This is a genomic window from Rhodoferax sp. LS1R11, assembly GCF_056521395.1.
The window spans coordinates 411,652-436,180 of the sequence record NZ_JBWMAW010000002.1; the positions used below are offsets into that span (position 1 = coordinate 411,652).

Consider the following 24,529-nt stretch of genomic DNA (forward strand, 5'->3'; position numbering starts at 1 on the left):
TCTCCCACCCCTCAAAACAAGCCACATCGCCCGTGCGCCACGGTTTCAATCGTCCACTCCCAGCCGCTACCATCACCCCAACATCTACAGGGACTCCATGGCATCTGATCTCGTCGCAGTCGAAAACCGGCTTTGGGCCACCGCCGACCAACTCTGGGCCAATACCGGCCTCAAACCCTCCGAATTTTCCACGCCCGTGCTGGGCCTGATCTTTTTGCGCCATGCCGACAAGCGCTTCACGCAAATTGATGACGCACTGGCGGCCCAAGGCACCCCGGCCAACGAACGTGAGGCGATGGACTACCACGCCGAGGGCGTGCTCTACCTGCCGCTGGAAGCCCGCATTTCGTACCTGGTCACCCTGACCGAGAGCGCCAATCTGGGCAAAGCCATTGGCGCCGCCATGGCGTTGGTAGAAGAGCACAACCCCGAGTTGCAGGGCGTGCTGCCGCGCGGCTACAACCTGCTGCCCAACGCCACGCTGGTGGAGCTGCTGCGCTTGCTGGCGGCTGTCGATCTGGATGGCGACGCCTTTGGCAAGGTGTACGAATACTTTCTGGGCAACTTCGCGCTGAAAGAGGGGCAAAAAGGCGGCGTGTTCTTCACCCCCACCAGCATCGTCAAACTGATTGTGGAAATCTTGCAGCCCTACCACGGCCGCATCGGCGACCTGGCCTGCGGCTCGGGCGGCATGTTTGTGCAGTCGGCCGCTTTTGTGCAGCGCCACAAACGCAACGCCACCACCGAGCTGACCGTGTTCGGCACCGAAAAATCCAGCGACACCGTCAAGCTCGCCAAGATGAACCTGGCGGTGCATGGCCTGTCAGGCGACATCCGCGAGGCCAATACCTATTACGAAGACCCGCACCAGGTGCTGGGAAAGTTCGACTTCGTGATGGCGAACCCGCCGTTCAACGTGTCGGGCGTGGACAAGGACCGCATCAAGGACGACGCCCGTTTCCCGCTCGGCCTGCCCAGCACCGACAACGCCAACTACCTGTGGATTCAGCTCTTCCACTCGGCGCTGAACGACACCGGCCGCGCCGGTTTTGTGATGGCCAACTCGGCCGGCGACGCCCGAGGCAGCGAGCTGGAAATCCGCAAGAAGCTGATTCAGAGCGGCAGCGTGGACGTGATCGTCAGCATCGGCTCCAACTTCTTCTACACCGTCACGTTGCCCTGCACGCTGTGGTTTTTCGACAAGGCCAAGGCGCAGTTGCCCACGGCCAACCCACGCAAAGACCAGGTGCTGTTTCTGGATGCGCGGCCGTTCTTCAAACAGGTGACCCGCTCGACGCGCGAGTTCACGCCCGAGCAACTGGAGTTACTGGCCAACGTGGTGCGACTGCATCGCGGTGAAGCGCCGGAGTTTGAGGCGGGCAGCCAGGCGCTGCTGGAGGAGCGCTTTCCGGGCGGCGTGTATGCCGATGTGGCGGGGCTGTGCAAGGCGGCGACGCGGGCGGAGATTGAGGCTCAGGGCTGGAGTTTGAATCCGGGGCGGTATGTGGGTGTCGGGGCGCGGGCGGCGGATGAGTTTGATTTTATGGAGAAGCTGGAGGAGTTGAACGAGGAACTGGTATTGCTGAACTCTGACTCAAGAGTTTTAGAAGACAGTATTTCTGAGCGTCTCGCAGCCTTGCTTTCAGGGCAGTCCTGATGAACTACTTGGTTTGCCGAATAGGTGATCACTGCCAGGTTGGCGATGGCGCGCATGGAAGCCTAAAACGGGTTGATGAAGGAGTTCCATATCTCACGGCCAAGAACCTGAAGGAGGGGCGACTAGAACTTGATGGCGCCTATTTCATTGATGAACTAACTTTTTCGAAGCATTTCAAACGTGATTCAAAAGCGCTAACTTTGCCAATTGGCGGCGATGTGATTTTTGGCATCATTGGTAGTCTCGGGCAGGCGTATCGAGTGAATAACGAAGATAGATTCGGACTTTCAAGCAGCATCGCTATGCTGCGACCCACACAGCAGTCCCTCGATTCCGATTACCTCTATTACTGGGTGACGGGGCCGGAATTCCAACAAGCGATCTACTTGATTAAGGGGGGCGTTGCTCAAAGTTACATCAGCTTGGAAATGATCAGATCGCTTCCGCTGTGGTTACCGTCGTTGCCTATGCAGCGCCGCATCGCCTCCATCCTCTCCGCCTACGACGACCTGATCGAGAACAACACGCGGCGCATCGCGATTCTGGAGGAGATGGCCCGGCGCCTCTACGAGGAGTGGTTCGTCCGCTTCCGCTTCCCCGGCCATGAGGGCGTGCGGATGGTCGAGTCCGAGTTGGGATTGGTGCCGGAAGGATGGGAACTGACAACCCTCGGGCAACTTATCGAATTCAAAAAAGGCAAAAAACCAAATGCTACGCAGCCCACACCAAACGGCGGGGCAATTCCTGCCCTGTTAATTGACTCTTTGCGGGGTGGAGCCTGCGAATATGCCCATCCAGAAAAGCTAGTTACCGTCTGCTTAAGTGACACGATCATGGTGATGGACGGATCAGGTTCAGGGGAGGTTTTTATTGGCCACGAGGGTGCAGTGGGATCGACCTTGGGTAGGTATCGAGCAAGTGAGGCGGGTGGGGTAAGGCCTTACTGGATTTACCTCTTCTTTGCAGGAAATCAAGTTGATATCCGAGGCAAAAACGTTGGTGCGGCCATTCCACATGCGAACAAGGATTACATCAACTCAATGGCCGTAATTCGCCCTTCCGATCAAGTTGCTGTTGATTTTGAAACAATCGTAGAGCCAATGTTTGCCTTGATCAGAAACTTTAAAACAAAGAACGCCAACCTCCGCACCACCCGCGACCTACTGCTCCCCAAACTCATCTCCGGCGAGCTGGACGTGTCCACGCTGCCCGAACCACAGGCCGAAACCGCATGACCGAACTACGCCGCATCCTCATCATTGCCGGGCCGAATGGCGCGGGTAAAACCACCTTCGCCCGCGAGTTTTTACCGGGCGAGGCGCAGTGCCCCGACTTCATCAACGCCGATCTGATCGCCGCCGGGCTGTCCCCCTTCAACCCAGAGGCCGCCGCCTTGCGGGCCGGGCGGCTGATGCTGGAGGAAATGGCTTCGCGCATCACGCATGGCCGCAGCTTTGCGTTCGAGACCACGCTGAGCGGCATGGCCTATGCGCGGCAGATTCCGCGCTGGCGGCAGCAGGGCTACCATGTCAAACTGGTGTTTTTGTCGCTGCCCAGTGCTGAAATGGCACTGGCCCGCGTGTCGGGCCGGGTGGCGCAAGGCGGGCATGCCATTCCTGAAGCGGTGGTTCGACGACGCTTTGACGGCGGGCTGCGCAACTTTGAGCATTTGTACAAGCCGGTGGTCGATGCCTGGGTTCATTACGATAATTCAGGCTCAGTCCCCGTGCTGATTGACAGTAAGGATCAACCATGAAATCAATGCCCTCAACCCCTGTACCGGCTCCCATTGCTGGCCCCACCCGCGACCCTGACCTTTTGAAAGTGGGCGTTGCGCTACGCCGTGCGGCCCGCAAGGCTATGGAGCTGTCGCAGCAAACCGGCACGCCGTGCTACATCTGGCAAGACGGCCGCGTGGTGAATGTGGGCGCGCAAGTGCGGACTTGAAGTCTCCGCCAGCTATGGCGAGTGGGTGCTGGTGGAGCAGGCGGCGATGGACTTGCTGGCCGGGTTGCAGATTCGAGCTTGGTCCTTTTAATCCCCAACTGCTCCTGGTGTGTGTTCGCATTATTCGGGACTGCATCGGCGACTGTCGGCACTACAATCGGCTCTTAATTTGGAGCTTAATTATGGAAGCAATTTATTCCGAAGTCACGATCAGCATGTCCGAATTCAAAAAGAATCCGGCTGCGGTGCTGCGCGATGCCAAAAGCAAACCTGTAGCGGTGTTGAACCACAACAAGGCCGCTTTTTACATGGTTGAGCCAGCTCTTTTTGAAGCCATTCTTGAAGAGTTATCCGACCAGGATTTGCACCGCACCGTGCTGTCTCGTATGGGTGAGCGCGCGCGCGCCATTGAAGTTGATCTTGGTAAACGCGAAGACAGCGCCGTGTACCAGTCCGCCATGGCACGCATTTCTGAAATGGTTGCCGAACTCGCAAAAGTCACACCAAAACGCCATTGATACTCAACGGCGCATGATGTCGCCAGTGCAGTTTTAGACTGACAAAAACACGCCGAATAACGGTGGAGATGTCAGTCTGTGTCAGTTCAAGGGAGGCTCTTCACGAGCCAACAGGTTGATTTTTAACGGGAAACTTGATGTCTCAATTGTCAGTTCGTGAAGTCACGGCCAGTTATGGCGAGCTGGTGCTGGTGGAGCAGGCGGCAATGGACTTGCTGGCCGGGTTGGGCTGGACGGTCAAGAACCTGTATGGCGAAACTTTTGGCGAACACGGCACTGAGGGCCGTGTGAGTGAGCACCAGGTCGTCATGCCGCGCCGATTGCGTGCCGCACTCGAATCGCTGAACCCCGGCCTGCCACTCGACGCCTATGCACAGGCGGTGGAACAACTCACGCAAGACCGCTCCAAGCAAATTGCCGTCAATGCGAATCGCGAGCTGTACCGTTTGCTCAAAGATGGCGTCAAGGTCAAGGTGCTGGACGAGGCGGGCGCGCACACCATCGAGACGCTGCGCGTGATCGACTGGGCCACGCCCGGCCATAACGACTTCTTGCTGACCTCGCAAATGTGGGTGGCGGGCGATATGTACCGCCGCCGTTGCGACTTGGTGGCGTTTGTGAATGGCCTGCCGCTGGTGTTCATTGAGCTGAAGAAACCCAGCGTGCCGCTCAAAAGCGCGTATGACGCCAACCTGCGGGACTACAAGGGCCAGTCGGTGCCGCAGTTGTTTCACCCCAATGCTTTTATCCTGTTGTCCAACGGCTCGGACACGCGGGTGGGCACTTTGAGTAGCGCCTGGGAGCACTTTTTTGACTGGAAGCGGGTGGACGATGAGGACGAGGTGGTCAACGTCAAAGCTCAGGGCAGCCAGGTGTCGCTGGCGCGGGCTTTGCGCGGCTTGCTGGAACCGTCGCGGCTGCTGGACTACGTCGAGAACTTCACGGTGTTTGAAGAGGGCAAGGGCGGGCTGATCAAAAAGACTGCCAAGAACCACCAGTTTCTGGGGGTGAACAAGTCGATTGCCCGGCTGGTGGAGTTGCGGGCGGCCCAGCTGAATAGTGGCCAGATGGATGCCAAACGCCTGGGCGTGTTCTGGCACACGCAGGGTTCGGGCAAGAGTTTGTCGATGGTGTTCTTCACGCAAAAGGTGCTGCGCCGGGTGTTGGGTAGCTGCACTTTTGTGATCGTGACCGACCGCGAGGAGCTGGACGACCAGATCAGCAAAACCTTCAAGGCCACCGGCGCCACGGCGCGGGAGGATGTGCGGGCCACCAGCGGGGCGCATTTGCGCGAGTTGCTGGGAGGCAATGAGCGCTACATCTTCACGCTGATTCAGAAGTTCAGAAACGAGCCGGGCCTGCCGTACCCGCAGCTCTCAGACCGGTCGGACGTGATCGTGATCACCGACGAAGCGCACCGCAGCCAGTACGACATTTTTGCGCTGAACATGCGCAACGCACTGCCCAACGCGGGCTTTCTGGGCTTTACCGGCACGCCCTTGATCAAGGGGGATGACGAGCGCACGCGCGAGGTGTTTGGCGACTACGTGAGCGTGTATGACTTTGCCCGCTCGATTGAAGACGGGGCCACCGTGCCGCTGTATTACGAGAACCGCATCCCCGAGGTGCAGCTCACCAATGAGGACCTGGATAAGGATTTGGAAGCCTTGCTGGAAGCCGCCGAGCTGGACGAGGACCAGGAGAAAAAGCTGGAGCGCGAGTTTGGCCGCGAGTACCACATCATCACCCGCGAAGACCGGCTGGACGCGATAGCCAAAGACCTGGTGGCGCATTTCACCGGGCGCGGTTACCGGGGCAAGGCGATGATGGTGTGCATTGACAAGGCGACGGCGCTGCGCATGTACGACAAGGTGCAAGTGCACTGGCAGGCTGAAATTGCGCGGCTGCAGGCGGCGCTGGTGCCAGCCCTGGGGGATGAGCGCGAGGCGCTGCTGGCCCGCATCCACCTGATGGAATCCACGGACATGGCGGTGGTGGTGTCGCAAGGTCAGAACGAGGTGGAAGACCTGGCCAGCAAGGGGCTGAACATCGTGCCGCATCGCCAGCGCATGCTCAAAGATGACCTGGCGGAGCAGTTCAAGGCGGCCGATGCGCCGCTGCGGCTGGTGTTTGTCTGCGCCATGTGGATTACCGGGTTTGACGTGCCGACCTGTTCGACCATCTACCTCGACAAACCGATGCGGGCGCACACGCTGATGCAGACCATCGCGCGGGCCAATCGCGTGGCGCCGGGCAAGGAATCCGGCCTGATCGTGGACTATGTGGGTATCTTTCGCGCATTGCAAAACGCGCTGGCGATTTATGCCCAGCCTGGGGCGGCGGGTGGCGACGCGGGCGCGCCGATTCTGGACAAAACCGAACTGGTCGCGGCGCTGCGCTTGGCGCTGGATGAAGCGGACAGTTTCGCGCAAGCGCGCGGGGTGATGTTGGCAGGCATAGCGGCGGCGCAGGGGTTTGAGCGCATTGGGCTGATTGACGATGCGGTGGAGGCGTTTTTGGGCAGCGAGGCTGATAAAAAGCGTTACCTGCAACTGGCCAGTCGGGTGGCGCGGCTGTTCAAAGCCATCCTGCCCGACCCGATGGCCAATGAGCTGGCGCCCTTGTCGGTGCTGGTGGCGTATCTGGCGGCCAAGATCAAGGCGGAAACCGAGCAGCCCGATATCTCGGCGGTGATGGGCGACGTGGAAGACCTGCTGAACGATTCGATTGCCACCGAGGGTTACCGCATCGGGCCCGCCAGCCGCGCGGAGTCATTGATCAACCTGTCCGAAATTGATTTTGAAGCACTGCAGGCCAAGTTCGCCCAGGGCCACAAACGCACTGAGGCGGAAAAGTTGAAACGGCTGATTGAGGGCAAGCTGGCGTCGATGCTGAAGCTCAACGCCACGCGGGTGGATCTGGCTGAGAAATTCCAGAAACTGATTGACGCCTACAACGCGGGCAGCCAAAACATCGAAGCCCTGTTTGCTGAGCTGAAAGACTTTGTGCAGGTGCTCTCAAATGAAGACCAGCGAGGCATGGCCGAGGGCTTGAGTGAGGAGGAGTTGGCGCTGTTTGACATCCTGACCAAGCCGGAACCGGTGCTGACCAAAGCGGAACAGGCCGATGTGAAGAAGGTCTGCCGCGAGCTGCTGGAAACGCTCCGACGCGAGAAGCTGGTCTTTGACTGGCGTGAAAAGCAGCAGACGAAGGCTGCTGTGATGCAAACCTTGAAGCTGGAAATGCGGCGCTTGCCGGTGCAGTACACCAAGGACATCCGAGACGAGAAATTCGCCCGGGCCTACGCCCATGTATATGACCATTACTACGGGGCTGGGTTGAGTGCGTATGCTGGGGTAGTGTGAATGCCGTTGCAGGTCGCCTTCCTCCAAGGTAGCACTTCGGAAACAGGGCTAAAGTCATTCCTGCTGACCACCCCCCTACCAGGAGAAAACCCATGCAATTCGGCTACACCATTCTTTATGTGAAAGACGTCAAAGCCACCTTGGCGTTTTACGAAGCGGCGTTTGGGCTGACGACGCGCTTTCTGCACGACGGGGGCGACTACGGCGAGCTGAACACGGGCAGCACCACGCTGGCGTTTTCAGCCCATTCGCTGATACGCCAAATGGGCAAAAACCTACAGTCTGCCGACGCCCACGCACCCAGCTTTGAAATTGCCTTGTGCACGCCAGACCTCCAACCACTTGCTCACTTTTTAATAGCTACCCCCGCACGTTATACGGGCGCTACAGGCCGATTTGGCATATAAAAATGGGTCAGGCTTTGCGCTTGAACCGCATTCTCACAAATACACCTCACATTGTGAGCCGTATTGTCTAAAATACGCCTCATGCCGCCCCCAAACCCACCCCAATCCCCACGCTACATCTGGCAGCACAGCGCATGGCCGCAGCTGACGTTTGACGCTGCTGCGCTTGCCGCCGCGCTGGACCAAGCCCGCCTGGAACAGGGTCGGTTGCTGGGTTTGTTGAGCGCCATTGGGCTGCAGCAGGCCAACGCGGTGCAGCGCGAACTGTGGGTGCAAGAGGCACTGGCCACCGCCGCGATTGAAGGCGAGCAGCTCAATCTGGAATCCTTGCGCTCGTCCGTGGCGCACCGGCTTCAACTGGCCGATGCGCCCGGCCCCGACCGGTCTGCCGAAGGCCTGGTGCAGGTGATGCAAGACGCGCTGACCAACCACAACGCGGCGCTGGATTTGGACCGGCTGTGCCGCTGGCAGTCGGCGCTGTTTCCGGGGGGCACGTCGGGTATCACGCGCATTGCGGTGGGGCGCTTGCGCGATCACGCCGATGCCATGCAGATCGTCAGCGGGCCGCAGGGGCGTGAGGTGGTGCACTACGAGGCGCCGCCCTCTGCGCAGGTGGTGGCGCACATGGATAAGTTGTTGGCATGGTTCGAGCACACCCGGCCCACGGGCGGGGCTACCGCAGGCGCAGCAGTGAATGGCATTGCACGGGCTGCGCTGGTGCACCTGTGGTTTGAGTCCATCCACCCGTTTGAAGACGGCAACGGTCGCTTGGGCCGCGCCCTGGCCGACATGGCACTGGCGCAGGACATGCAAGCGCAAGACCCCCAAGCCAACCCGGCGCTGGTGCGTGTGTACGGCTTGGCCCACCAGATGCTCAAAACCCGTGCCGCGTATTACGACGCGCTCAACCATGCGCAGCGCCTGCGCGGCATTGCGCCCGACGCCACCGCGATTGACGTCACGCTCTGGGTGCAATGGTTTGCCCAAGCCTTTACCCGCGCGTGCATAGCCAGCCAGGCCGTGGTGATGGATGCCACCGAGAAGGCGCAGTTCCGCCAGTGGGCGGCCCAATGCGCTATCAACCCGCGCCAAAGCAAGGTGCTGGAGCGCTTGCTGGAAGCCGGGCACGTGCGATCAGGTGGCGGATTTTTGGGCGGCATGACCAACGAAAAGTACGCCAAGTTCACCGACACCTCCAAAGCCACCGCTACGCGGGACCTGACCGACCTGCTTGCCAAGGGTTTGCTGCGCGTGGAAGGCGTGGGCAAGGCCACACGCTACGCGGTGAACGTGCCCGGCTGGGAGCAGCCCGCGCTCAAGCGATAGGCGACAGCTTGAAGCGGCGCAGCCGATGCGCGCCGATGGCGAGCTGAGCGTACGCCTGGCCGCCTACCAATTGCTCACTTTTTAATAGCTGCTCCCGCACGTTCTACGTGCGCTACAGGCCAATTTGGCTTAAATTTTCCGCCGCAATCTGCCTAAAACCTGCTGATATGCGCAGGTCTGCCGCAGCCGCTGCCCAGAAGCTGCGGGCCAGTGCCAGGGCGCGCGGCCACTCGGGCAGCGTGGCGGCGGTGGGTTGCGGGCGCAGCAGCTGGCGCTCTTGCATACGGTTGGCGGTGGCGGCCCAGTTGTCCATGGTGCCTACGTATTCGGCGTCAAACACCAGGAGCGACACCATGCAGTTAAGGCGTACTCGTAGAATTCTTCCCCTTCCCGATTTCATCCCGCCGACATGCACATCCGAACCTTCCACCCCGGCGACGAACCCGCATTGCGTGCCGTCTTCCACTCATCGGTACATGCGCTGGCCTGCAAAGACTACACAGCCGAGCAACTGGAGGCATGGGCGCCGCGCCAGTACGACGCGGCGCAATGGGGTGAGCGAATTCGCAGCAACCAACCGTTCGTCGCCGAGATCGAAGGGCACATGGTGGCTTATGCAGACCTTCAGGCGTCCGGCCATATCGACCATTTTTTTGTCGCGGGCGCGTATGCGGGTCGCGGTGCGGCAAGGGCGCTCATGGCGCATATTCACCGGTCAGCAGCCAGCCGTGGCATTGCCCAACTGTTCGCTGATGTCAGCCTCACGGCCGAACCGTTTTTCAGGAAGAGCGGGTTTGTGATCGAGGCGCGTCAACGGGATGAGGTGCGCGGCGTCGTTCTGGCAAACGCGCGGATGTGCAAGGAGATGTCCGCTCGGTACTCCTGATTTAATAGCACCTTCCGCACGCAGGACGGGGGCTAGAGGCCTATTTTTCTTGCAAATGGTGATCAGGCGTCCCACGGCAGATCAATGTCGCGTGAGGTGCGCTGGTTTCTCGCAGTTCGGCATGTTCCTGCTCATTTGCAAAACATACCGTAAATCCTTTTACTGCAACAACTTGCGCTACACCACCAACCGCGAATGCCCCACGCCGCCGCCCTTCTCCACCCGAATCTGCGCGGGTATGCGCTCTTTCAGGCTCTCCACGTGGCTGATGACGCCGATCATCTTGCCGCTGGCGTTCAGGGTGTCGAGGGCGGTCAGGGCGATGTCCAGGGTGTCGCCGTCCAGCGTGCCAAAGCCTTCGTCCAGAAATAGCGAGTCAATCGACGTTTTGTTGCTCACCAGGTCCGACAACGACAGGGCCAGCGCCAGGCTGACCAGGAAGCTCTCGCCGCCCGACAGGGTGCGGGTGTCGCGCGCCACGTCGCCCTGCCAGCCGTCCACAATGTCCAGCTCCAGCTCTCCGGTTTGCTTGCGGCGCAGCAGGTAGCGGCCATGCAGGCGCACCAGGTGGCGGTTGGCCAGGTGCAGCAAGTGGTCCAGCGTGAGGCCTTGCGCAAACTTGCGGAACTTGTCGCCTTTGGCGGAGCCCACCAGGCTGTCCAGCCGCTGCCAAATGTCCGCCTCCGTGCTTTGCGCGCTGATTTGCGCCAGCAGCGCTTGCTGGCTGTTGCGATGCTGTTCGTCGTTGGCCAGCAGGGCGCGCTGGGCGCCCATGTGCTCGCTCAGGGTGCTGCGTTGTGCTTCTTGCGCGGCCAGCAGCGCGGCCAGCTCTTCCACGGTCAGTGCGGTGAGTGCCTGCGCTGCCAATTGGGTGTGTTGGCTGCGTGCAGCGTGCAGCAGGGCCGTGGCTTGCTGTTGCGCGGCTTGCAGTGACTCTTTCAAGTCGATGAGGCGCTGGCGCTCGGGCGCCGCCAACAGGGCGGCCTCATAGATTGATGCGTCGGCAAAGGGGCTGGCGGCCAGCGCGGCTTGCCAGGCGGTGTCGGCGTCGGCCAGTGCAACGCCTTGTTGTGCGAGGTTGGCCTGCACCTGGGTGGTTTGGCCCTGCAGGGCGGCGAGCGCCTGCGAGAGGCGGTCGATATCCTGGGCACACTGCGTCAAGGCGGCGGGCAAATTGGCATCGATTGCATCGGCGTCGTCCGTGAGTTGGGCATGCGCCGCGATGTCGTGGGCGGTGCTGACACGCAACGCATCCCACAGCTGCGCCCAGTGCGCGGCCTGCGTGTGGGCGGCTTCGCATTGGCCGGTGTGGCGGGTGATGGCTTGCGCGATGTCTTGCAGCTGGGCTTGTGTGTTTTGCCACTGCAGCCACTCGCCCGCGCGTGCTGTCAACCACGGGGCGGCGTCTTCGGGCAGTTGGTAGCCCGCATCCATCAGCGTGGCGTTGAGGCTGACCTCCAGTGCGGCGAGGTCGTCCTGGCCGGTCTGCAGCGCGGCCTGCAAGGTGCTGTGGCGGGCCAGGGCGTCTTGCTCGGCCTGTTGCAGGCGCTCCCATTGATTGCTGGCGGTTTGCAGGGCCTGTGCGCTTTGGTGGGCGGCGTCCACCGCGTGGCGCAGCGCTTGCTCACCGGCCTCTGCGGTTTGCAGGTTTTGGGTGGCTTGAGCCAGGGTCTGCTCAGCGGTGGCGCGGGTGGCGCCCAAACTCTCGGCGTTTTTCCAGTCGTCTGCGGCCAGGGCGCGGGGGTAGGTGATGGGCGCGGTTAACTCCGCCCAATCCACCAGCCATTGGGCAATGTCTTGGGTAATTTGCGCTTGCTGCTTGAGGCGGCTGGCTTGGTTGGCTTGGCTGGTCGCCAACTCGGCGGCGGCCTGGGTGCCGTCGGCCACCAATGCGTCCAGCGCGGCCTGTTTTTCTTTCAAGGCGGCTGCGGTGCTGGACACGTCCAGCGCCTGGTAGGCCTCAATGGCGGGGTGTTCCGTGGCGCCGCACAGGGGGCAGGCCTCGCCGGGTTGCAGGGCTTGACGGTGCGCGTCCAGGCTTTGGATGCGGCGCTCTTGATCGAGCAGTTTTTGTTTGTCGACCACTTGCTCTTTCAAGCGCTTGTGCTGCTCGCGCAGGGCCAGCACGGCGGCCTCTTGCGTGGCGATAGTGGCGGCGGCCGGTTGCTGCTCTGCCGCCAGCGTAGCTTGCTGCGCGGCCAGCGTGCGGCGCTGACGGGCCAGGGCCTCGGCTTGCTGCCAGCGGTGCACGTTGGCCTGTTCGTCTTGGCATTGCTCGCGCAGCGTGGCCAGGGTTTGGCCCGCCAGGCGCTGGGCTTGCCCGGTTTGCGCGGTGTGCTGCGCGGCCTCCAACGCGGTTTGGGCTTGGGCTGCGGCGTCGACCAATGTGCGTTGGGTGGCGATGTGGCTGGCGCGCTCGTCCTGTTCTGCGGCGAGTGTTTGCAAGGCCTGGTGGTGCGTGGCCAGGTTTTGCTGCAGCTTCAAGCGCTGGTCAAACTGCTGTCGCCAGACACCCAGGCGCTCGCCTAGGGCGGCGTGCTGGGGGTGGGTGGTGCAGTAGGTGTCGAGTTGCTGGCGCTGGTTTTGCTGGAGCGTCAACTGCGCTTGCGCGGCGCGCTCGATGCGGGCGGCCAGCGACTGGGCGCGGTGCTGCTGCTGGTAGTGCGCCACTTGCTGACGCTGCGCATCGAGGCGCAACGCGGCCAGGGTGCTGGTGCTTTGGGTACACGCCACTTGTGCTTGCTGCCACGCCTGGTGCAGCGGCTTGAGCGCAAGTGCGGGCTCGCTGTCGGCCAGGCGGCGCAGCGCTGGCGCGGCCATGTCCAGCGCGGCATCGGCCGCCACGCGCTGGGTCTCGGCGCTTTGCAGGGCTTGCACGCTTTGCGACAGGTCAAGCTGCCATTGGCGTTGCAGCAGCGTGGTTTGGTGGGCCGCTTGCACCTCCATCAACTCCTTGCCCAGGCGATCCACATCGCTTTGCATGGCGTCGCGTTGCTCGGCGCTCAGCAGCTCCATGCCATCGGCGCGGGCTTTCAGTTGATCCAGTTGTTGCTTGGCCTCCCGCGCCTGCTCGAACACTTTTTTGGAAATCTCACCGTAGATTTCGGTGCCCGTCAGCTCCTCCAGCAACTCGGCGCGCTCGTTGGCGCTGGCGTTCAGAAACGCGGCAAAGCCGCCTTGGGCGAGCAGCATCGATTTGGTGAAGCGCGGAAAATCCAGCCCCGTGATGGCCTCAATGCGTTTGAGCTTGTCGTTGCTCTGGCTGCTGAGGATCTGGCCCGCACCGGTGGCGAGTTCGACCTTGGGCGCTTGCAAGGCGCCGTCAACCTTGTCGCGCGAGCGGCGTTGGCTCCAGAAGGCGCGGTACACGGCGCCTTTGACCTCAAAGGTGACCTCCGCCAGGCAGTCTGCCGTGTGGCGCGTCATGATGTCGTTGTTGGACACCGAGATGCTTTTCAGGCGCGGCGTCTCGTGGTACAGCGCCAGGCAAATGGCGTCCAGCAAGGTCGACTTGCCCGCGCCGGTGGGGCCGGTGATGGCAAACAGGCCGTTCTCGACAAACGGGGGCTGGGTGAAGTCAATCGCCCACTCGCCTTTGAGCGAGTTCAGGTTTTTGAGGCGCAGGGCAAGAATCTTCATGCCTGGCCTTCTTGCAGGCGGGTGACGATGGCGCGGTAGCGCTCCTGCAGGGCGAGTTTCAAATCTTCGGCCAACTCTTCCTGGTCAAGGCGGCGGGCAAACACATCGTGCGGGCTGAGTTCATCCAGGGTTTCGCTGGCGGCTGCCAACGTGGCGGCGGCGTTGCCACGCAGGCGGCGGATGCGCAGCACGTCGACCGGCAGGCCCTCGGTGATGGCCTCAATGCGCGCGGGCAGGTCCGACAGGTAGTCGTCTTCGGCCACGGTCACCTCCAGCCAGACGGGACGCTCTGGCGTGCCGCTGGCGGCGGCAGCGGCAATCAGCTCGGCCAGGGCGACGAGGTTGCCACTGACCGATGCCAAGGGCTGAAAGCGGGGCACCGGCAGCGGCGTGATGGCACGCAGGCCGGTGGCGTCCAGGTCCACCAGCAGCACTTCTTTTTGCTGGCGCACCTCGTCAAAGCTGAGCGGAATCGGAGAGCCGCAGTAGCGAATGTGGTCCTGCCCGCCCACCTTTTGGGGCTGGTGAATGTGCCCCAGCGCAATGTAGTCCACCGCGGGAAAAGCCGTTGACGGAAAGGCGTTCAGGGAGCCGACGTAAATTTCGCGCACCGACTCACTGGTGCTGGCGCCCACCGTGGTGAGGTGCCCGGTGGCCAGGATGGGCAGCTTGACGCCGTGCGCGACCTCCAGGGCAGCGCGGCGCACGCTGGCGGCGTCAAACACGGCGGCGTAGTGGGCCTGGATGGCGTTTTGCAGCGACTCTTGTTTGTCCTGCGCACTTTGACCCGGCTGGCTTTGCAGCACATCGCGCGGGCGGATGAACGGTATGGCGCACACCACGCAACCGGCCTCGCCCTGGCCACCGCGCTTGGGCAGCACGACCACCTGCGCCGCGGGGTCATCGGCCGCGCCAATGACGGTGGCGCTGAGGCATTCAAGCAGCGCCCGGCTTTCGCCCAAGGTCGCGACCGAGTCATGGTTGCCGCCGAGCAGCAGCAGGGCCACGCCCGCGCCGTGCAGGCGCACCACCAGCTGGCTGTACAACTCGCGGGCATAGCTGGGCGGCGCGCCGGTGTCAAAAATATCACCCGCAATCAGCACGGCGTCCACGGCGTGTTGGTCCACCTGAAGCAACAGCCAGTCGATCAACTGCTGGTGCTCCGCCTGACGGCTTTTGCCCATGAAGTGCTGGCCGAGGTGCCAGTCAGAGGTGTGGAGGATGCGCATGGGCTAGAGGCCTATTTTGTACATAACTCGTAGGCCGTGCTGCGTCCGCCGCCGTCCAGCTTGCGTAATGCCCCGCGCGCCAGCAGGTCGTTGATGTCGCGCAGCGCAGTATCCGTGGAGCATTTGCCCAAGGCGGCCCATTTGGCGTTGGTGAGCTTGCCTTCAAAGCCGTCCAGCACGCGGTTAAGCACCTTGGCTTGTCGCTCGTTCATGGGGGTGCCAGCCCAGCGCTGCCAGAACTGGGCTTTGTCTAGCACCCCGGCCAACGTCGTGTCGGCCCCCTGCACCGCGCGTAGCAGGCAAGCCAAAAACCAATGGAGCCAGGGTGAGACGTCCAACGGGCCTTTTTGCGTGGCCTCCAGTTGGTCGTAGTAGTCTTTGCGCTCGCGCTGTATCTGGGCGCTAAAGCTGTAAAAGCGCTGGCTGGTGCCTTCAGCGCGGGTCAGCGCCATGTCGCCCACCGCGCGGCTGATGCGGCCATTGCCGTCGTCAAAGGGGTGCAGTGTCACCAGCCACAGGTGCGCCAACCCGGCTTTGATGAGGGCATCGCCCACGGGGGCGGTCTCAAACCAGTTGAGAAACGCATTGGTTTGCACAGACAGGGTGTCGGCGGGCGGGGCAGTAAAGTGCACTTTTTCTCGCCCGACAGCGCCCGACAGCACTTCCATACGGCCATTGGCATCATCTCGCCATACCGCCACATTGATGCGCATCCTGCCGCTGTAACCGGTGGGAAACAGGGCTGCATGCCAGCCCAACAGTCGCTCCTGGGTCAGAGGCTGATCAAAACTACGCGTGGCGTCGAGCACCACGTCCACCACGCCATCCACATGCCGGTCACTGGGCGCAAGCGCGCCAATGTCCAGCCCCAGTTTGCGCGCAATGGAAGAGCGCACGGCCTCCAGGCTGAGCCGCTCGCCTTCGATTTCGCTGGTCTTGATGACCTCTTGCGTCAGCACCTGCAAGGTGGCTTGCTCGCGTTGCGCCAGCCCGAGTTCAGCCATGCGGCCCATGAGCTGCCCCTGGGCGCGGTGAACCAACGCCAGTGGCGCAGCCAGGGCGGCCGCGTCATAGGTGAAGTTGGGCCAGTCGGGCAGTTGCCAGATATAGCGCGGGTTTCTTGAGGGGCGGTGGGCTCGCATGCGGTGATTAGGCGGTTTATTCGCCGCATTTTAAACGGTGATTAAGCACGCAATGCGCCTCATATCACCGCACAGCCCAGTGGCCGGCCCATCCAGTACCATGCTGACGGTCTTAATTTGCCCCAATCCGGGGCGCCTACGGAGCAAGCTATGTTCAGTCATGTGATTTTTGGTGTGAATGATCTCGAGGCCTCGCGCAAGTTTTATGACGCGCTGCTGGGCACAGTGGGTATTGGCCCGGGCGTTGCCAACGGCAACCGCTATTTCTACCGCGGCCCCACGGGCATGTTTGGCATCACCAAGCCCATCAACGGCGAGCCGGCAACGCATGGCAATGGCAGCACCATCGGGTTTGCGGTGCAGACACCTGAGCAGGCAGACGCGTTCCATGCGGCAGGCGTGGCCAACGGCGGCACCACCTGCGAGGAGCCACCGGGCTTTCGCGACGGCTCGGTGGGCAAGCTCTACCTGGCGTACCTGCGCGACCCCGACGGCAACAAGATTTGTGCGCTGCATCGGCCTGCCAAATAAGGCGGGCAGGCATTGGATGGTGACGCCGCGTGCAGCTGCGGCAGCTTCATATTTGATAGCAGCCTCCGCACGTCCCACCTGGGCTAGAGCCCGATTTGATTTAAATTTCCTGCCCCACACACCGAAACGTCAAGTTCAACCGGCGCCGCCCCAGCAGCGCATGCTCGCCCTCGGCCAGCGCGCTCACCCCGTGGTAGGCCAGACGCGCGGGCCCGCCCCACACCACCACGTCGCCATGCACCAGCCGCCAGCGCTGAGGGCGGTCTTTGCGGCTGGGGGTGCCGAACAGAAACACCGCAGGCAAGCCCAGCGAGAGCGAGACGATGGGCGCGCGCAGGTCTTTTTCGTCTTTGTCCTGGTGAAGCGAGAGTTTGGCGCCGGGCACGTATTCGTTGATGAGGCAGGCATCGGGCTCGAAGTGGGCGTAACCACTTTGCGCCGCGGCGCGCTGGGCCAGGTCCATCAGGCAATCTGGCATGGCGGGCCAGGGCTGCTGGGTTTGCGGGTCGCACGCGGCGTAGCGGTAGCCGCTGGCGCTGGACACCCAGCCCAGCGGGCCGCAGTTGCTCATGGCCACCGACATGGTGTAGCCGCCCGGGGTTTGCAGGTGACGCAAGGGGGCTTGGGTGATGACGGACTCGATGGCTTGCAGCAGAGCAGCCGCCCCCTCGCGGGCAAAGCCGTGCAACAGCACGGCACCGGGGGCGATGGCGGTCAGGGCGGCTTCGGGGGGCAGGTCGTCAAAGAGGTCCATGGGGACTACGTGTCGCTTTCATGCTTGTAGCCAGACTCGCGCTGGGCCCGCACAGCCAGCAGAAACACGGTGTCAATGGCGACCACGTAGCGGTACAACGCCACATAACCTCGGGTGGCGCGACCGATGACCAGTTCGCGTTTGCCGTCTTTAACGGGTCTCCCGATCAGGGGGCTATGGGTGAGGATTTGGAAGGCCTGCAGAATTTCGCCAATGCGCTGGGGTGCGGCGTCTGCGTCAAACTGGGCAATGTGGTCAAAAAATCGGTCAAAGTCATCAAAAACTTCCGGGGCCAGTTCCAGGTGCGTCATGCGCCCGCTCGTACGGTGCGCTTGCGGGCGACAGGTTTGAGCGCGGGCTCATGGCGGGCGCGGGCTGCCAGGTAGGCTTTGGCGTCCTCCCATGGCACCGTTTGACCGGTGGACTGTATGTTGGCCCAGCGCTGGTCGGCCGTGGCGTTGAAGGCGTTGTCCAGTTCCACCTGTTCCACTGTTTGGGCGATGGCATCAAGGATGAAGGCATGAGCCGTTTTGCCAGCACGCTGTGCGGCAGCGGCCACGCGGGCCTTGAGATCGTCTTCAATTCGGATGGTGGTGGTGGACATGCTGTGCTTTCCAGAGGATGTGAAATAGTAGCACTTTCGTGCTACAAGTTGTGCAACTTGCCCGGCCAAGCGGGGAGCGGCTGTATTTTTGCTCTGCTTTTAATAGCTACTTCCGCAAGCTCCATCTGGGATAGAGGCCGATTTGACTGTAAACCAAGCACGCCATCAACTCTGGCAGCCCAATCACCCTGCACCGTATTCTTGACAATACGCCTTATGCCAACCCAAACATCCACCACCCCGCCCAGCGCCATCTGGCCGCACCCCGCATGACCCACGCCGTAGCACGCCTGCGCACGGCCCGTCTGGCGCTGCGCACCACGCCGTTCATCGCCCGGGGTTCGCGGGCCGAGCGCTGCGCGGGTTGCCGGGTCATCGCGAGCCACTGTTTGTGCGCCTTGCGCCCGCGGGTGCCCACCCGGGCGGGGGTATGCCTGATCATGGCGGACATCGAGCCGCTCAAGCCCAGCAACACGGGCTGGCTGATTGCCGACGTGGTGGCCGACACGGCCGCGTTTGGCTGGTCACGCACGGCGGTGGACCCGGCCCTGCTGGCGATGCTAGCCGACCCGCAGTGGCAGCCGTATCTGGTGTTTCCGGGGGAGTTTGTAGAGGCCGAACGGGTGGTGGCGGCGGTGCGTCCGAACCCTGAGAGCGAGGGCAAGCGCCCGCTGTTTGTGTTGCTGGACGCCACCTGGCCCGAGGCGCGCAAGATGTTTCGCAAGAGTCCCTACCTCAACCACTTGCCCGTGCTCAGTTTGCAGCCCGAACAGCTGTCCGCCTACCGCCTGCGCCGCTCCACGCGCGACGACCACCTGTGCACCTCAGAGGTGGCGGCCCTGTGCCTGGCGCTGGCCGGTGAGCCGCAGGCAGCCCAGGTGCTGGAGGCGTACCTGGCGGTGTTCACCCACCACTACCTGAGCGCCAAAAACAGCGTGCCCGCGGATCTGGAAAACGCGGCGCACCTGCGCTTGCGGGGGCTTAGCTCGCCACCGTGAACCGCGCCTTCACATGGCGCGGGGTTTCAATCTCGTCCACGATCGCCACCGCAGGTCGGCCACCGAGATGCCGGCCGGTGCCTCGCCCACGCCGGGCAACAAGTCGTCCAGGCCCGTGCGGTACTGGCCGGTGCGCGCACCGGGGGCCAGGGCGATGGGGGGTGACACGAAGCTCCAGTCCAGCGAGGTTTCCAGCTTCAGCTGGTTCAGCGCTTCACGCGCGGCCAGGGCACCTTGTTTGTATTCAGCGGGGAACGGCGGGGTGTCCACCAGCTGCACGCCGGGGGCCACAAACAGGCTGCCTGCGCCGCCTACCACCAGCAGGCGCTTGAGGCCTGCGCGTTTCACGCCGTCCACAATGGCGCGGGAGCCTTGCAGGAACAGGTCGTAAATTTTGGGCTCGGTCCAGCCGGGGTTGTAGGCGCTGACCACGGCGTCATGCCCGGCCACGGCCTGGGCCACCTGGGCGGCGTCCAGCGCGTCGGCCGCCACCACGGTCAGGCCCGGCTGGGCGGTCAATTTGGCCGGGTTGCGCGCCAGCACGGTGACCTGGTGGCCGCGGCTGAGCAGTTCGGTCAAAACGGGGCTGCCCACAAAACCTGTGGCGCCAATGAGTGCAACTTTCATGTGAATCTCCGGTGTGTGTTTCAGAAGGCTCTAGTTTGTTTGCTTCATGAAGTTATGAATAGACGGTAAATTTCGCTAATACTGTGAAGTAAAACTACACAAATAAAGGCTTTGGCATGGACCAACTCAAACGCATGGCGGTGTTTGCCGAAGTGGTGGCCGCCGGTTCGCTCACCGCCGCGGCCCGCCATCTGGGCATGACGCCCTCGGCCGTCAGCCAGCACCTGCGCCAACTGGAGGGCGCGCTGGGGCTGGCGTTATTGCACCGCTCCACCCGCAAGCTCACGCTGACCGAGGCGGGAGCGCGCTACATCGAGGGCTGCAACGCCATGGTGGCCGCCGCACGCGCCGCCGACCAGGCGCTGGAGCGCCACCGGGACGAGCCCGAGGGCGAGTTGCGCATTGCCGCGCCCATGGGCTTTGGCGGCTTGCTGGCGCAGGCGCTGGCCCCCCTGCGCAGCCACCCCAAGCTGACCCTGCGGCTGCTGCTGGATGACACGCTGGTGGACCTGATCGAGGAGCGGGTGGACATTGCCCTGCGCGCGGGCAAGCTGTCCGACTCCAGCCTGGTGGCCCGCAAGCTGGGCAGCATGGAGGCGCAACTGTGCGCCGCCCCGGCTTACCTGGCACAGCGCGGCTGGCCACGTGTGCCGCAAGACCTGAGCGCGCACGACTGGCTGGGCGGCAGACCGTCCAGCGGCGGAACAGAGACGCTGGTGCTGCACAGCCACAACGGGGAACAGGCCACGGTCCAGGTGACTGGCCGCGCGCAGGCCAACCAGGTGACGGCTTTGCACGCGCTGTGCGTGGCGGGCTGGGGCATCAGCGTGGTGGTGAGTGACGATGACCGCCGCGCCCTGGCCGATGGGCGCCTGCTGCCTGTGTTGCCGCAGTGGCAACTGCCCGACATGCCCGTTTACGCCATCACCCCCCGGCGCGGCGAACAGCCCGCCAAGGTGCGCCACGCGCTGGCGCTACTGACCGCCCATTTTGAAAAACTGCCGCGGCAGGTGCTGTAGCCGGCGGGTGAGGCGTTCGCCCTTGCCGCAGCAGGTCCACTGCTTTGCGGCCAAAATCGCGCTTCAGGCACGTGCCGTCCCCATCCACCCCAAGGAACCCCATGACCGATCTCACCACCTTCCCCATCACCCACAAATGGCCCGCCCAGCACCCCGAGCGGCTGCAGCTTTACTCGCTGCCCACGCCCAACGGCGTGAAGGTGTCGATTGCGCTGGAGGAAATGGGCCTGCCGTATGAGGCGCATCTGGTCAGCTTTGAGACGCAAGACCAGATGTCCCCCGAATTCCTGTCGCTCAACCCCAACAACAAGATTCCGGCCATCCTGGACCCCCACGGGCCGGGCGGCCAGCCGCTGGCGCTGTTTGAGTCCGGCGCGATTCTGCTGTACCTGGCGGAGAAGACCGGGCAGTTCATCCCGCAAGATGCCGCCGCACGGTACGAGACGATTCAGTGGCTGATGTTTCAGATGGGCGGCGTGGGGCCGATGTTTGGACAGCTGGGCTTCTTCCACAAGTTTGCGGGCAAAGACTATGAAGACAAACGCCCGCGTGACCGCTACGTCGCCGAGAGCAAACGCCTGCTGGCCGTGCTGAACCAGCACCTCGCCACCCGCGACTGGATGATGGGCGAGACCTACACCATTGCCGACATCGCCATCTTCCCGTGGGTGCGCAACCTGGTCGGGTTTTACGAGGCGGGTGATCTGGTCGGCATTCAGGATTTTCCCCATGTGACACGCGCACTGGCCGCGTTTGTGGCGCGGCCCGCGGTGGTGCGCGGGCTGGCGGCAGAAGGCCGGGGCTAGGGGGGCGGTGCTTTAGACGGCTCTGCAGCCACAGGGGCTGGTGCGGGCGGCTCATCTGCCGGCGTAATCCGCTTCTGGTCTACGTACTCTTCGTATTGCGTCAGCGGAATGGCCGTCACGCCGGCCGCACCGTTTTCTTCGGTCCAGCTCAGCGTGGCGCTGTCGGGTGCCAGGTCAACCTCCACGGGGCCTTCCGGGATCAGCAGGGGCGCACCGTCACCGGGCCGGTAGGTCACGTGGTCATTGATGGTAGCGTGTTGGGTCATGGTGGGCTCCTAAAAGTCCATTACATGCCCCGTGCGTGTTGTCGTCTGTGGGATAGCGCACATATGTACCATGCCGTTGAACGTGAACATCTTGTCGTTGATCTTCTTGGCCCCCGGCGTCATCTAGGTCGAGGCGTACTCGTCACCGACGTGGTGCTGAGCCGCCCTAACCCGCCACACCGAGGGGCGCACTTTTGCTATTAGTTTGCTAGCTGCCTGCGCAATACCTGCGGGGGCTAGTGGGCTATTGTTGACTCGAAGCTGCGGATCTCGAACAGGGCCTCACTCAGGCTCATCTCGCTGGTCTCCAGCAGCTTGCCCACCAGATGCTCGGTCAGTGGCTTGAGCCGGGCCAGCACGGACTTGGTCTCCAGGTACAGGCGCTCGCTCTGGGCTTCCATGATGGAGCGCGTCTCCGCGTCCAGCTCGCGGCCACCGCCGTGGCTGTCCTTGTTGAGCGCGCCAAAGTTCAGGCGGGTCTTGCGGTACATGCCCATCTCACCCACCGCGTGGTGCAGCAACTGCGTCACGCGGGTGATGTCGTTGTGCGCGCCGTTGGTCGTGCCTTCCTCGCCAAAGAACAATTCCTCGTTGGCCATGCCGCCCAGCAGCACGCGCACATCGTGTTCGATGTCGCTCTTGGTCTTGAGCAGGTTGACGCCCTGCTTGTGGAACACGAAGCCCAAGGCGTTGGTGCGCGGGTTGGCCTTGAGCGAAATCTTGATGGTCTTCATGTCGGCCAGGATCTGCGCCCAGTCGCTGTTGGGCTGCTGGCGTTCGTGCTCCAGGTCCACCAGGAAGTGGCCCCATTCGTGCACGGCAATGATGCGGCGGTCGCGCTCGCGCTCCTGGGTGGTGTGGATGTTGACGTTGCCCACCAGCACGCGCTCGGCGGCCTGCATCAGGGTATCGGCGCCGATCAGCTGGCCCGCCTGCACGGCCGTGATGCCGGCCTGGTTGACGATGGTCTCCAGGTCGGCCGGGCTGCGGCCCTCGGTAACGTCCACCACATGGTGCAGGTCGAGAGCAGGCAGCACCTTGCCAGCGCGCTGGCTCAGGAAATGGCCGATGATGGCGAGGCGCTCCTCCCCGTTGGGCAGGCGAAAGTCCACCTTCATCTGAAAGCGCCGCAGCATGGCCTCATCCATCTGCATGGTTTCGCTGTTGAAGTTGCTGGCCACAATCCAGATGATCTCGGCGTCATTCTTGCTGCGCACGCCATCAAGCACCGACAGCAGCGTGTTGGCCGTGTCATCGTCGAACTTGCGGCGACCGCCGCGCTTCATGAACAGGTCCTGCGCCTCGTCCAGGAAGACGATGCAGCGCTTGCGCCGCTGGGCCATGGCCACGATGCGGCTGAGCGTGTTCGAGCCGCCCGCCACAAAGCCCGTTTCCAGGTTGGCCGCGGAGTGGAACAGGATCGGCAGACGCAATTCCTTGGCCAGGTAGCTCGCCAGCTTGGTCTTGCCGGTGCCCGCCGGGCCGCTGAACATCACATTGAAGGGCTTGCTGATGCCGTACTCGGCATACTCGGCGCGGCGCAGATATTGGTCCTTGATTTGCGCCACCTCGGCCTTGATGTCGTCCATGCCCACCAGGTCGTCGATGGAGCCTTGCACCTGCGCTGGCTCAATGAACTTGAGCGACTTGTGCTGGCTCTTGAGCTGGATATACAAAAAGGCCAGCACGCCGAGCGTCAGCGCCGCCGACAAGCCGCCGCTCAGGCCGGCCTTCCAGCCGGCCTTCTCGGACTGCGGGCGGGCATCGGCAAAGCGCTGGTCCAGGCGCTCGAACACCGCCAGGCTGGCGGGCGAGAGCTCTGCCCGTGGAACAAAGTCCAGCTTGCCACCCCAAGGGGCGGTGACGGCTTTGTCGGTGAAGATTTTGGTCTCCATATCGCTCGGATAGTACGCGTGCTGTTTACCCTGTGACTCAATAAGGACAATGCGCTCCGACAAGTTCCACAGCAGGGGTTCATAGACCACCGTGATGCGCTCGACCGGGTTCGTTTCCAGAAAGCGCAGCACCGATCCGCCGCCCAACACCACGGGCAGTTTGTCGTTGAATGCCCACATGCCCTCGCCCGGCTTGCCCGCCACGGTCATGGACTTGACCTGCTCGGCGAGGGCGGCCTGCTTCTGCAAGAGCGTGAACGAATAAATGGCGGTGACCGGGATCAGCACGACGATGACCAGCACGGTCAGCTTGACGGCCACCGACTGGATTGCGAACCAGTCCTGCAGCCGACTGGCGGCCTTCTTGAGGGTGAGCCAAAGACCTGCGGAGCTTGCCGCCGGGTCGCCGGGGTTCGATAAATTCGACATGGCAGTCCTTTGTGAGGTGCTGAAGCCTTGAGCCGTGACGTCCATCATACCGGCCGACCCGATCAGAAGCGGCACCACGGACACCCGCATTCAGGTCCCTGCTGTCCGTTCGGAGAAAGACCCGGTGAACTTGCAGCGACAATCCAGTTCCAACCCCAAGGCGAAAGCCAGCACTGATCCATGGCCAGAAAGGCCACCCAGCGCCAACCTGAAGAGCAACCCCATGACCGAAGACCTGAACCGAAAAAATGAATTGAAGAAGATGGAGTTGTGCGATTCGTGCGCCGGCATCCAGCGCAACTGGCGCCGCGCCCCCGGGCACCCCGAGCTGGTCCAGGGCACGAACCGCACCGAAACGCACAAACACGGTCAGGTGACCATCACCAAATACCGCTGCGAACGCTGCGGCACGTCGTGGGAATACGAGAACAACAAGGTCAACCGCCACGCGGGCTGGTCGGTGGTGGGCGGCTAACCGTCATAC

Annotated in this window: 23 protein-coding genes and 1 pseudogene; 14 read left to right on the forward strand and 10 right to left on the reverse strand. The window is 62.7% G+C overall.

What is annotated here, in order from left to right:
* The first annotated feature begins 97 nt into the window (after nt 1-97).
* The 8 genes from AC097N_RS04530 (at nt 98) to AC097N_RS04565 (ending at nt 9,220) form a co-directional block, all read left to right on the forward strand.
* The gene (locus AC097N_RS04530; RefSeq protein WP_479579547.1) at nt 98-1,657 is read left to right on the forward strand and encodes a type I restriction-modification system subunit M; all 1,560 of its coding nucleotides are present in this window, start codon (nt 98-100) and stop codon (nt 1,655-1,657) included.
* A complete protein-coding gene (locus AC097N_RS04535; protein ID WP_479579548.1) occupies nt 1,657-2,892 on the forward strand; it encodes a restriction endonuclease subunit S in 1,236 nt (411 codons plus the stop codon). The genes AC097N_RS04530 and AC097N_RS04535 overlap by 1 nt, the downstream gene beginning before the upstream one ends.
* Nucleotides 2,889-3,413, forward strand: a complete 525-nt coding sequence (locus AC097N_RS04540) for an ATPase (RefSeq protein WP_479579549.1) — start codon at nt 2,889-2,891, stop codon at nt 3,411-3,413. The genes AC097N_RS04535 and AC097N_RS04540 overlap by 4 nt, the downstream gene beginning before the upstream one ends.
* Nucleotides 3,410-3,604: a hypothetical protein gene (locus tag AC097N_RS04545; RefSeq protein ID WP_479579550.1), complete on the forward strand. Its 195-nt coding sequence runs from the start codon at nt 3,410-3,412 to the stop codon at nt 3,602-3,604. Before AC097N_RS04540 ends, AC097N_RS04545 begins: the two co-directional genes overlap by 4 nt.
* A gap of 182 nt (nt 3,605-3,786) precedes the next feature.
* Nucleotides 3,787-4,122 (forward strand): type II toxin-antitoxin system Phd/YefM family antitoxin, encoded by a 336-nt coding sequence (locus tag AC097N_RS04550; protein WP_479579551.1) that lies wholly within the window; start codon nt 3,787-3,789, stop codon nt 4,120-4,122.
* 137 nt (nt 4,123-4,259) lie between these two features.
* Nucleotides 4,260-7,487: a type I restriction endonuclease subunit R gene (locus AC097N_RS04555; protein WP_479579552.1), complete on the forward strand. Its 3,228-nt coding sequence runs from the start codon at nt 4,260-4,262 to the stop codon at nt 7,485-7,487.
* 92 nt (nt 7,488-7,579) lie between these two features.
* Nucleotides 7,580-7,894 (forward strand): VOC family protein, encoded by a 315-nt coding sequence (locus AC097N_RS04560; protein ID WP_479579553.1) that lies wholly within the window; start codon nt 7,580-7,582, stop codon nt 7,892-7,894.
* A gap of 81 nt (nt 7,895-7,975) precedes the next feature.
* Nucleotides 7,976-9,220 (forward strand): Fic family protein, encoded by a 1,245-nt coding sequence (locus AC097N_RS04565; RefSeq protein WP_479579554.1) that lies wholly within the window; start codon nt 7,976-7,978, stop codon nt 9,218-9,220.
* Between the two features lie 112 nt (nt 9,221-9,332).
* Here AC097N_RS04565 and AC097N_RS04570 read toward each other — a convergent pair whose 3' ends face one another.
* Nucleotides 9,333-9,575 (reverse strand): hypothetical protein, encoded by a 243-nt coding sequence (locus tag AC097N_RS04570; protein ID WP_479579555.1) that lies wholly within the window; start codon nt 9,573-9,575, stop codon nt 9,333-9,335.
* Nucleotides 9,576-9,629: 54 nt separating this feature from the next.
* On the opposite strand from AC097N_RS04570, the gene AC097N_RS04575 reads away from it, so the two are divergent.
* On the forward strand, nt 9,630-10,106 hold the full coding sequence (locus tag AC097N_RS04575; RefSeq protein WP_479579556.1) for a GNAT family N-acetyltransferase: 477 nt from the start codon (nt 9,630-9,632) through the stop codon (nt 10,104-10,106).
* 177 nt (nt 10,107-10,283) lie between these two features.
* Here the strand turns inward: AC097N_RS04575 and sbcC are convergent, their stop codons facing one another.
* Genes sbcC through AC097N_RS04590 form a run of 3 tightly spaced genes read right to left on the reverse strand, consistent with a single transcriptional unit; the run spans nt 10,284 to nt 16,116 of the window.
* Nucleotides 10,284-13,745, reverse strand: coding sequence for an exonuclease subunit SbcC (gene sbcC, locus AC097N_RS04580; RefSeq protein ID WP_479579557.1), 3,462 nt, complete (start codon nt 13,743-13,745; stop codon nt 10,284-10,286).
* The gene (sbcD, locus tag AC097N_RS04585) at nt 13,742-14,974 is read right to left on the reverse strand and encodes an exonuclease subunit SbcD (protein WP_479579558.1); all 1,233 of its coding nucleotides are present in this window, start codon (nt 14,972-14,974) and stop codon (nt 13,742-13,744) included. The genes sbcC and sbcD overlap by 4 nt, the downstream gene beginning before the upstream one ends.
* A gap of 11 nt (nt 14,975-14,985) precedes the next feature.
* Nucleotides 14,986-16,116, reverse strand: coding sequence for a Fic family protein (locus AC097N_RS04590; protein ID WP_479579559.1), 1,131 nt, complete (start codon nt 16,114-16,116; stop codon nt 14,986-14,988).
* Between the two features lie 150 nt (nt 16,117-16,266).
* Here AC097N_RS04590 and AC097N_RS04595 point away from each other — a divergent pair, with 150 nt between their 5' ends.
* Nucleotides 16,267-16,647: a VOC family protein gene (locus AC097N_RS04595; RefSeq protein ID WP_479579560.1), complete on the forward strand. Its 381-nt coding sequence runs from the start codon at nt 16,267-16,269 to the stop codon at nt 16,645-16,647.
* 100 nt (nt 16,648-16,747) lie between these two features.
* Here AC097N_RS04595 and alkB read toward each other — a convergent pair whose 3' ends face one another.
* From alkB to AC097N_RS04610, 3 genes are read right to left on the reverse strand one after another with little or no spacing between them, the layout of a single operon-like run.
* Complete coding sequence (gene alkB / locus AC097N_RS04600; RefSeq protein WP_479579561.1) at nt 16,748-17,401, reverse strand: DNA oxidative demethylase AlkB; 654 nt, start codon at nt 17,399-17,401, stop codon at nt 16,748-16,750.
* A 5-nt stretch (nt 17,402-17,406) separates the two neighbouring features.
* Nucleotides 17,407-17,712, reverse strand: coding sequence for a type II toxin-antitoxin system RelE/ParE family toxin (locus AC097N_RS04605; RefSeq protein WP_479579562.1), 306 nt, complete (start codon nt 17,710-17,712; stop codon nt 17,407-17,409).
* Nucleotides 17,709-18,005, reverse strand: a complete 297-nt coding sequence (locus AC097N_RS04610) for a CopG family transcriptional regulator (protein WP_479579563.1) — start codon at nt 18,003-18,005, stop codon at nt 17,709-17,711. The genes AC097N_RS04605 and AC097N_RS04610 overlap by 4 nt, the downstream gene beginning before the upstream one ends.
* Nucleotides 18,006-18,274: 269 nt before the next feature.
* On the opposite strand from AC097N_RS04610, the gene AC097N_RS04615 reads away from it, so the two are divergent.
* Nucleotides 18,275-19,003, forward strand: coding sequence for a tRNA-uridine aminocarboxypropyltransferase (locus AC097N_RS04615; protein WP_479579564.1), 729 nt, complete (start codon nt 18,275-18,277; stop codon nt 19,001-19,003).
* On the opposite strand, the pseudogene AC097N_RS04620 reads toward AC097N_RS04615, so the two are convergent.
* Nucleotides 18,987-19,630, reverse strand: a pseudogene (locus tag AC097N_RS04620) (NAD(P)-dependent oxidoreductase). The gene AC097N_RS04615 and the pseudogene AC097N_RS04620 sit on opposite strands and share 17 nt — an antisense overlap.
* 116 nt (nt 19,631-19,746) lie before the next feature.
* Here AC097N_RS04620 and AC097N_RS04625 point away from each other — a divergent pair.
* Complete coding sequence (locus tag AC097N_RS04625; protein WP_479579565.1) at nt 19,747-20,649, forward strand: LysR family transcriptional regulator; 903 nt, start codon at nt 19,747-19,749, stop codon at nt 20,647-20,649.
* A 101-nt stretch (nt 20,650-20,750) separates the two neighbouring features.
* Entirely contained in the window at nt 20,751-21,455 is a 705-nt protein-coding gene (locus AC097N_RS04630; RefSeq protein ID WP_479579566.1) for a glutathione S-transferase N-terminal domain-containing protein, read from the forward strand.
* Here the strand turns inward: AC097N_RS04630 and AC097N_RS04635 are convergent.
* Nucleotides 21,452-21,721 (reverse strand): hypothetical protein, encoded by a 270-nt coding sequence (locus AC097N_RS04635; RefSeq protein WP_479579567.1) that lies wholly within the window; start codon nt 21,719-21,721, stop codon nt 21,452-21,454. The genes AC097N_RS04630 and AC097N_RS04635 overlap by 4 nt on opposite strands.
* A 236-nt stretch (nt 21,722-21,957) precedes the next feature.
* The gene (locus AC097N_RS04640) at nt 21,958-24,045 is read right to left on the reverse strand and encodes an AAA family ATPase (protein WP_479579568.1); all 2,088 of its coding nucleotides are present in this window, start codon (nt 24,043-24,045) and stop codon (nt 21,958-21,960) included.
* A 223-nt stretch (nt 24,046-24,268) separates the two neighbouring features.
* On the opposite strand from AC097N_RS04640, the gene AC097N_RS04645 reads away from it, so the two are divergent.
* Entirely contained in the window at nt 24,269-24,520 is a 252-nt protein-coding gene (locus AC097N_RS04645) for a hypothetical protein (protein WP_479579585.1), read from the forward strand.
* The last annotated feature ends 9 nt before the right edge of the window (nt 24,521-24,529 follow it).

Coding starts and splice junctions, on each gene's coding strand:
- AC097N_RS04530 (WP_479579547.1), top strand. CDS start 98: ATGGCATCTGATCTCGTCGCAGTCGAAAACCGGCTTTGGGCCACCGCC.
- AC097N_RS04535 (WP_479579548.1), top strand. CDS start 1,657: ATGAACTACTTGGTTTGCCGAATAGGTGATCACTGCCAGGTTGGCGAT.
- AC097N_RS04540 (WP_479579549.1), top strand. CDS start 2,889: ATGACCGAACTACGCCGCATCCTCATCATTGCCGGGCCGAATGGCGCG.
- AC097N_RS04545 (WP_479579550.1), top strand. CDS start 3,410: ATGAAATCAATGCCCTCAACCCCTGTACCGGCTCCCATTGCTGGCCCC.
- AC097N_RS04550 (WP_479579551.1), top strand. CDS start 3,787: ATGGAAGCAATTTATTCCGAAGTCACGATCAGCATGTCCGAATTCAAA.
- AC097N_RS04555 (WP_479579552.1), top strand. CDS start 4,260: ATGTCTCAATTGTCAGTTCGTGAAGTCACGGCCAGTTATGGCGAGCTG.
- AC097N_RS04560 (WP_479579553.1), top strand. CDS start 7,580: ATGCAATTCGGCTACACCATTCTTTATGTGAAAGACGTCAAAGCCACC.
- AC097N_RS04565 (WP_479579554.1), top strand. CDS start 7,976: ATGCCGCCCCCAAACCCACCCCAATCCCCACGCTACATCTGGCAGCAC.
- AC097N_RS04570 (WP_479579555.1), bottom strand. CDS start 9,575: ATGGTGTCGCTCCTGGTGTTTGACGCCGAATACGTAGGCACCATGGAC.
- AC097N_RS04575 (WP_479579556.1), top strand. CDS start 9,630: ATGCACATCCGAACCTTCCACCCCGGCGACGAACCCGCATTGCGTGCC.
- sbcC (WP_479579557.1), bottom strand. CDS start 13,745: ATGAAGATTCTTGCCCTGCGCCTCAAAAACCTGAACTCGCTCAAAGGC.
- sbcD (WP_479579558.1), bottom strand. CDS start 14,974: ATGCGCATCCTCCACACCTCTGACTGGCACCTCGGCCAGCACTTCATG.
- AC097N_RS04590 (WP_479579559.1), bottom strand. CDS start 16,116: ATGCGAGCCCACCGCCCCTCAAGAAACCCGCGCTATATCTGGCAACTG.
- AC097N_RS04595 (WP_479579560.1), top strand. CDS start 16,267: ATGTTCAGTCATGTGATTTTTGGTGTGAATGATCTCGAGGCCTCGCGC.
- alkB (WP_479579561.1), bottom strand. CDS start 17,401: ATGGACCTCTTTGACGACCTGCCCCCCGAAGCCGCCCTGACCGCCATC.
- AC097N_RS04605 (WP_479579562.1), bottom strand. CDS start 17,712: ATGACGCACCTGGAACTGGCCCCGGAAGTTTTTGATGACTTTGACCGA.
- AC097N_RS04610 (WP_479579563.1), bottom strand. CDS start 18,005: ATGTCCACCACCACCATCCGAATTGAAGACGATCTCAAGGCCCGCGTG.
- AC097N_RS04615 (WP_479579564.1), top strand. CDS start 18,275: ATGACCCACGCCGTAGCACGCCTGCGCACGGCCCGTCTGGCGCTGCGC.
- AC097N_RS04625 (WP_479579565.1), top strand. CDS start 19,747: ATGGACCAACTCAAACGCATGGCGGTGTTTGCCGAAGTGGTGGCCGCC.
- AC097N_RS04630 (WP_479579566.1), top strand. CDS start 20,751: ATGACCGATCTCACCACCTTCCCCATCACCCACAAATGGCCCGCCCAG.
- AC097N_RS04635 (WP_479579567.1), bottom strand. CDS start 21,721: ATGACCCAACACGCTACCATCAATGACCACGTGACCTACCGGCCCGGT.
- AC097N_RS04640 (WP_479579568.1), bottom strand. CDS start 24,045: ATGTCGAATTTATCGAACCCCGGCGACCCGGCGGCAAGCTCCGCAGGT.
- AC097N_RS04645 (WP_479579585.1), top strand. CDS start 24,269: ATGACCGAAGACCTGAACCGAAAAAATGAATTGAAGAAGATGGAGTTG.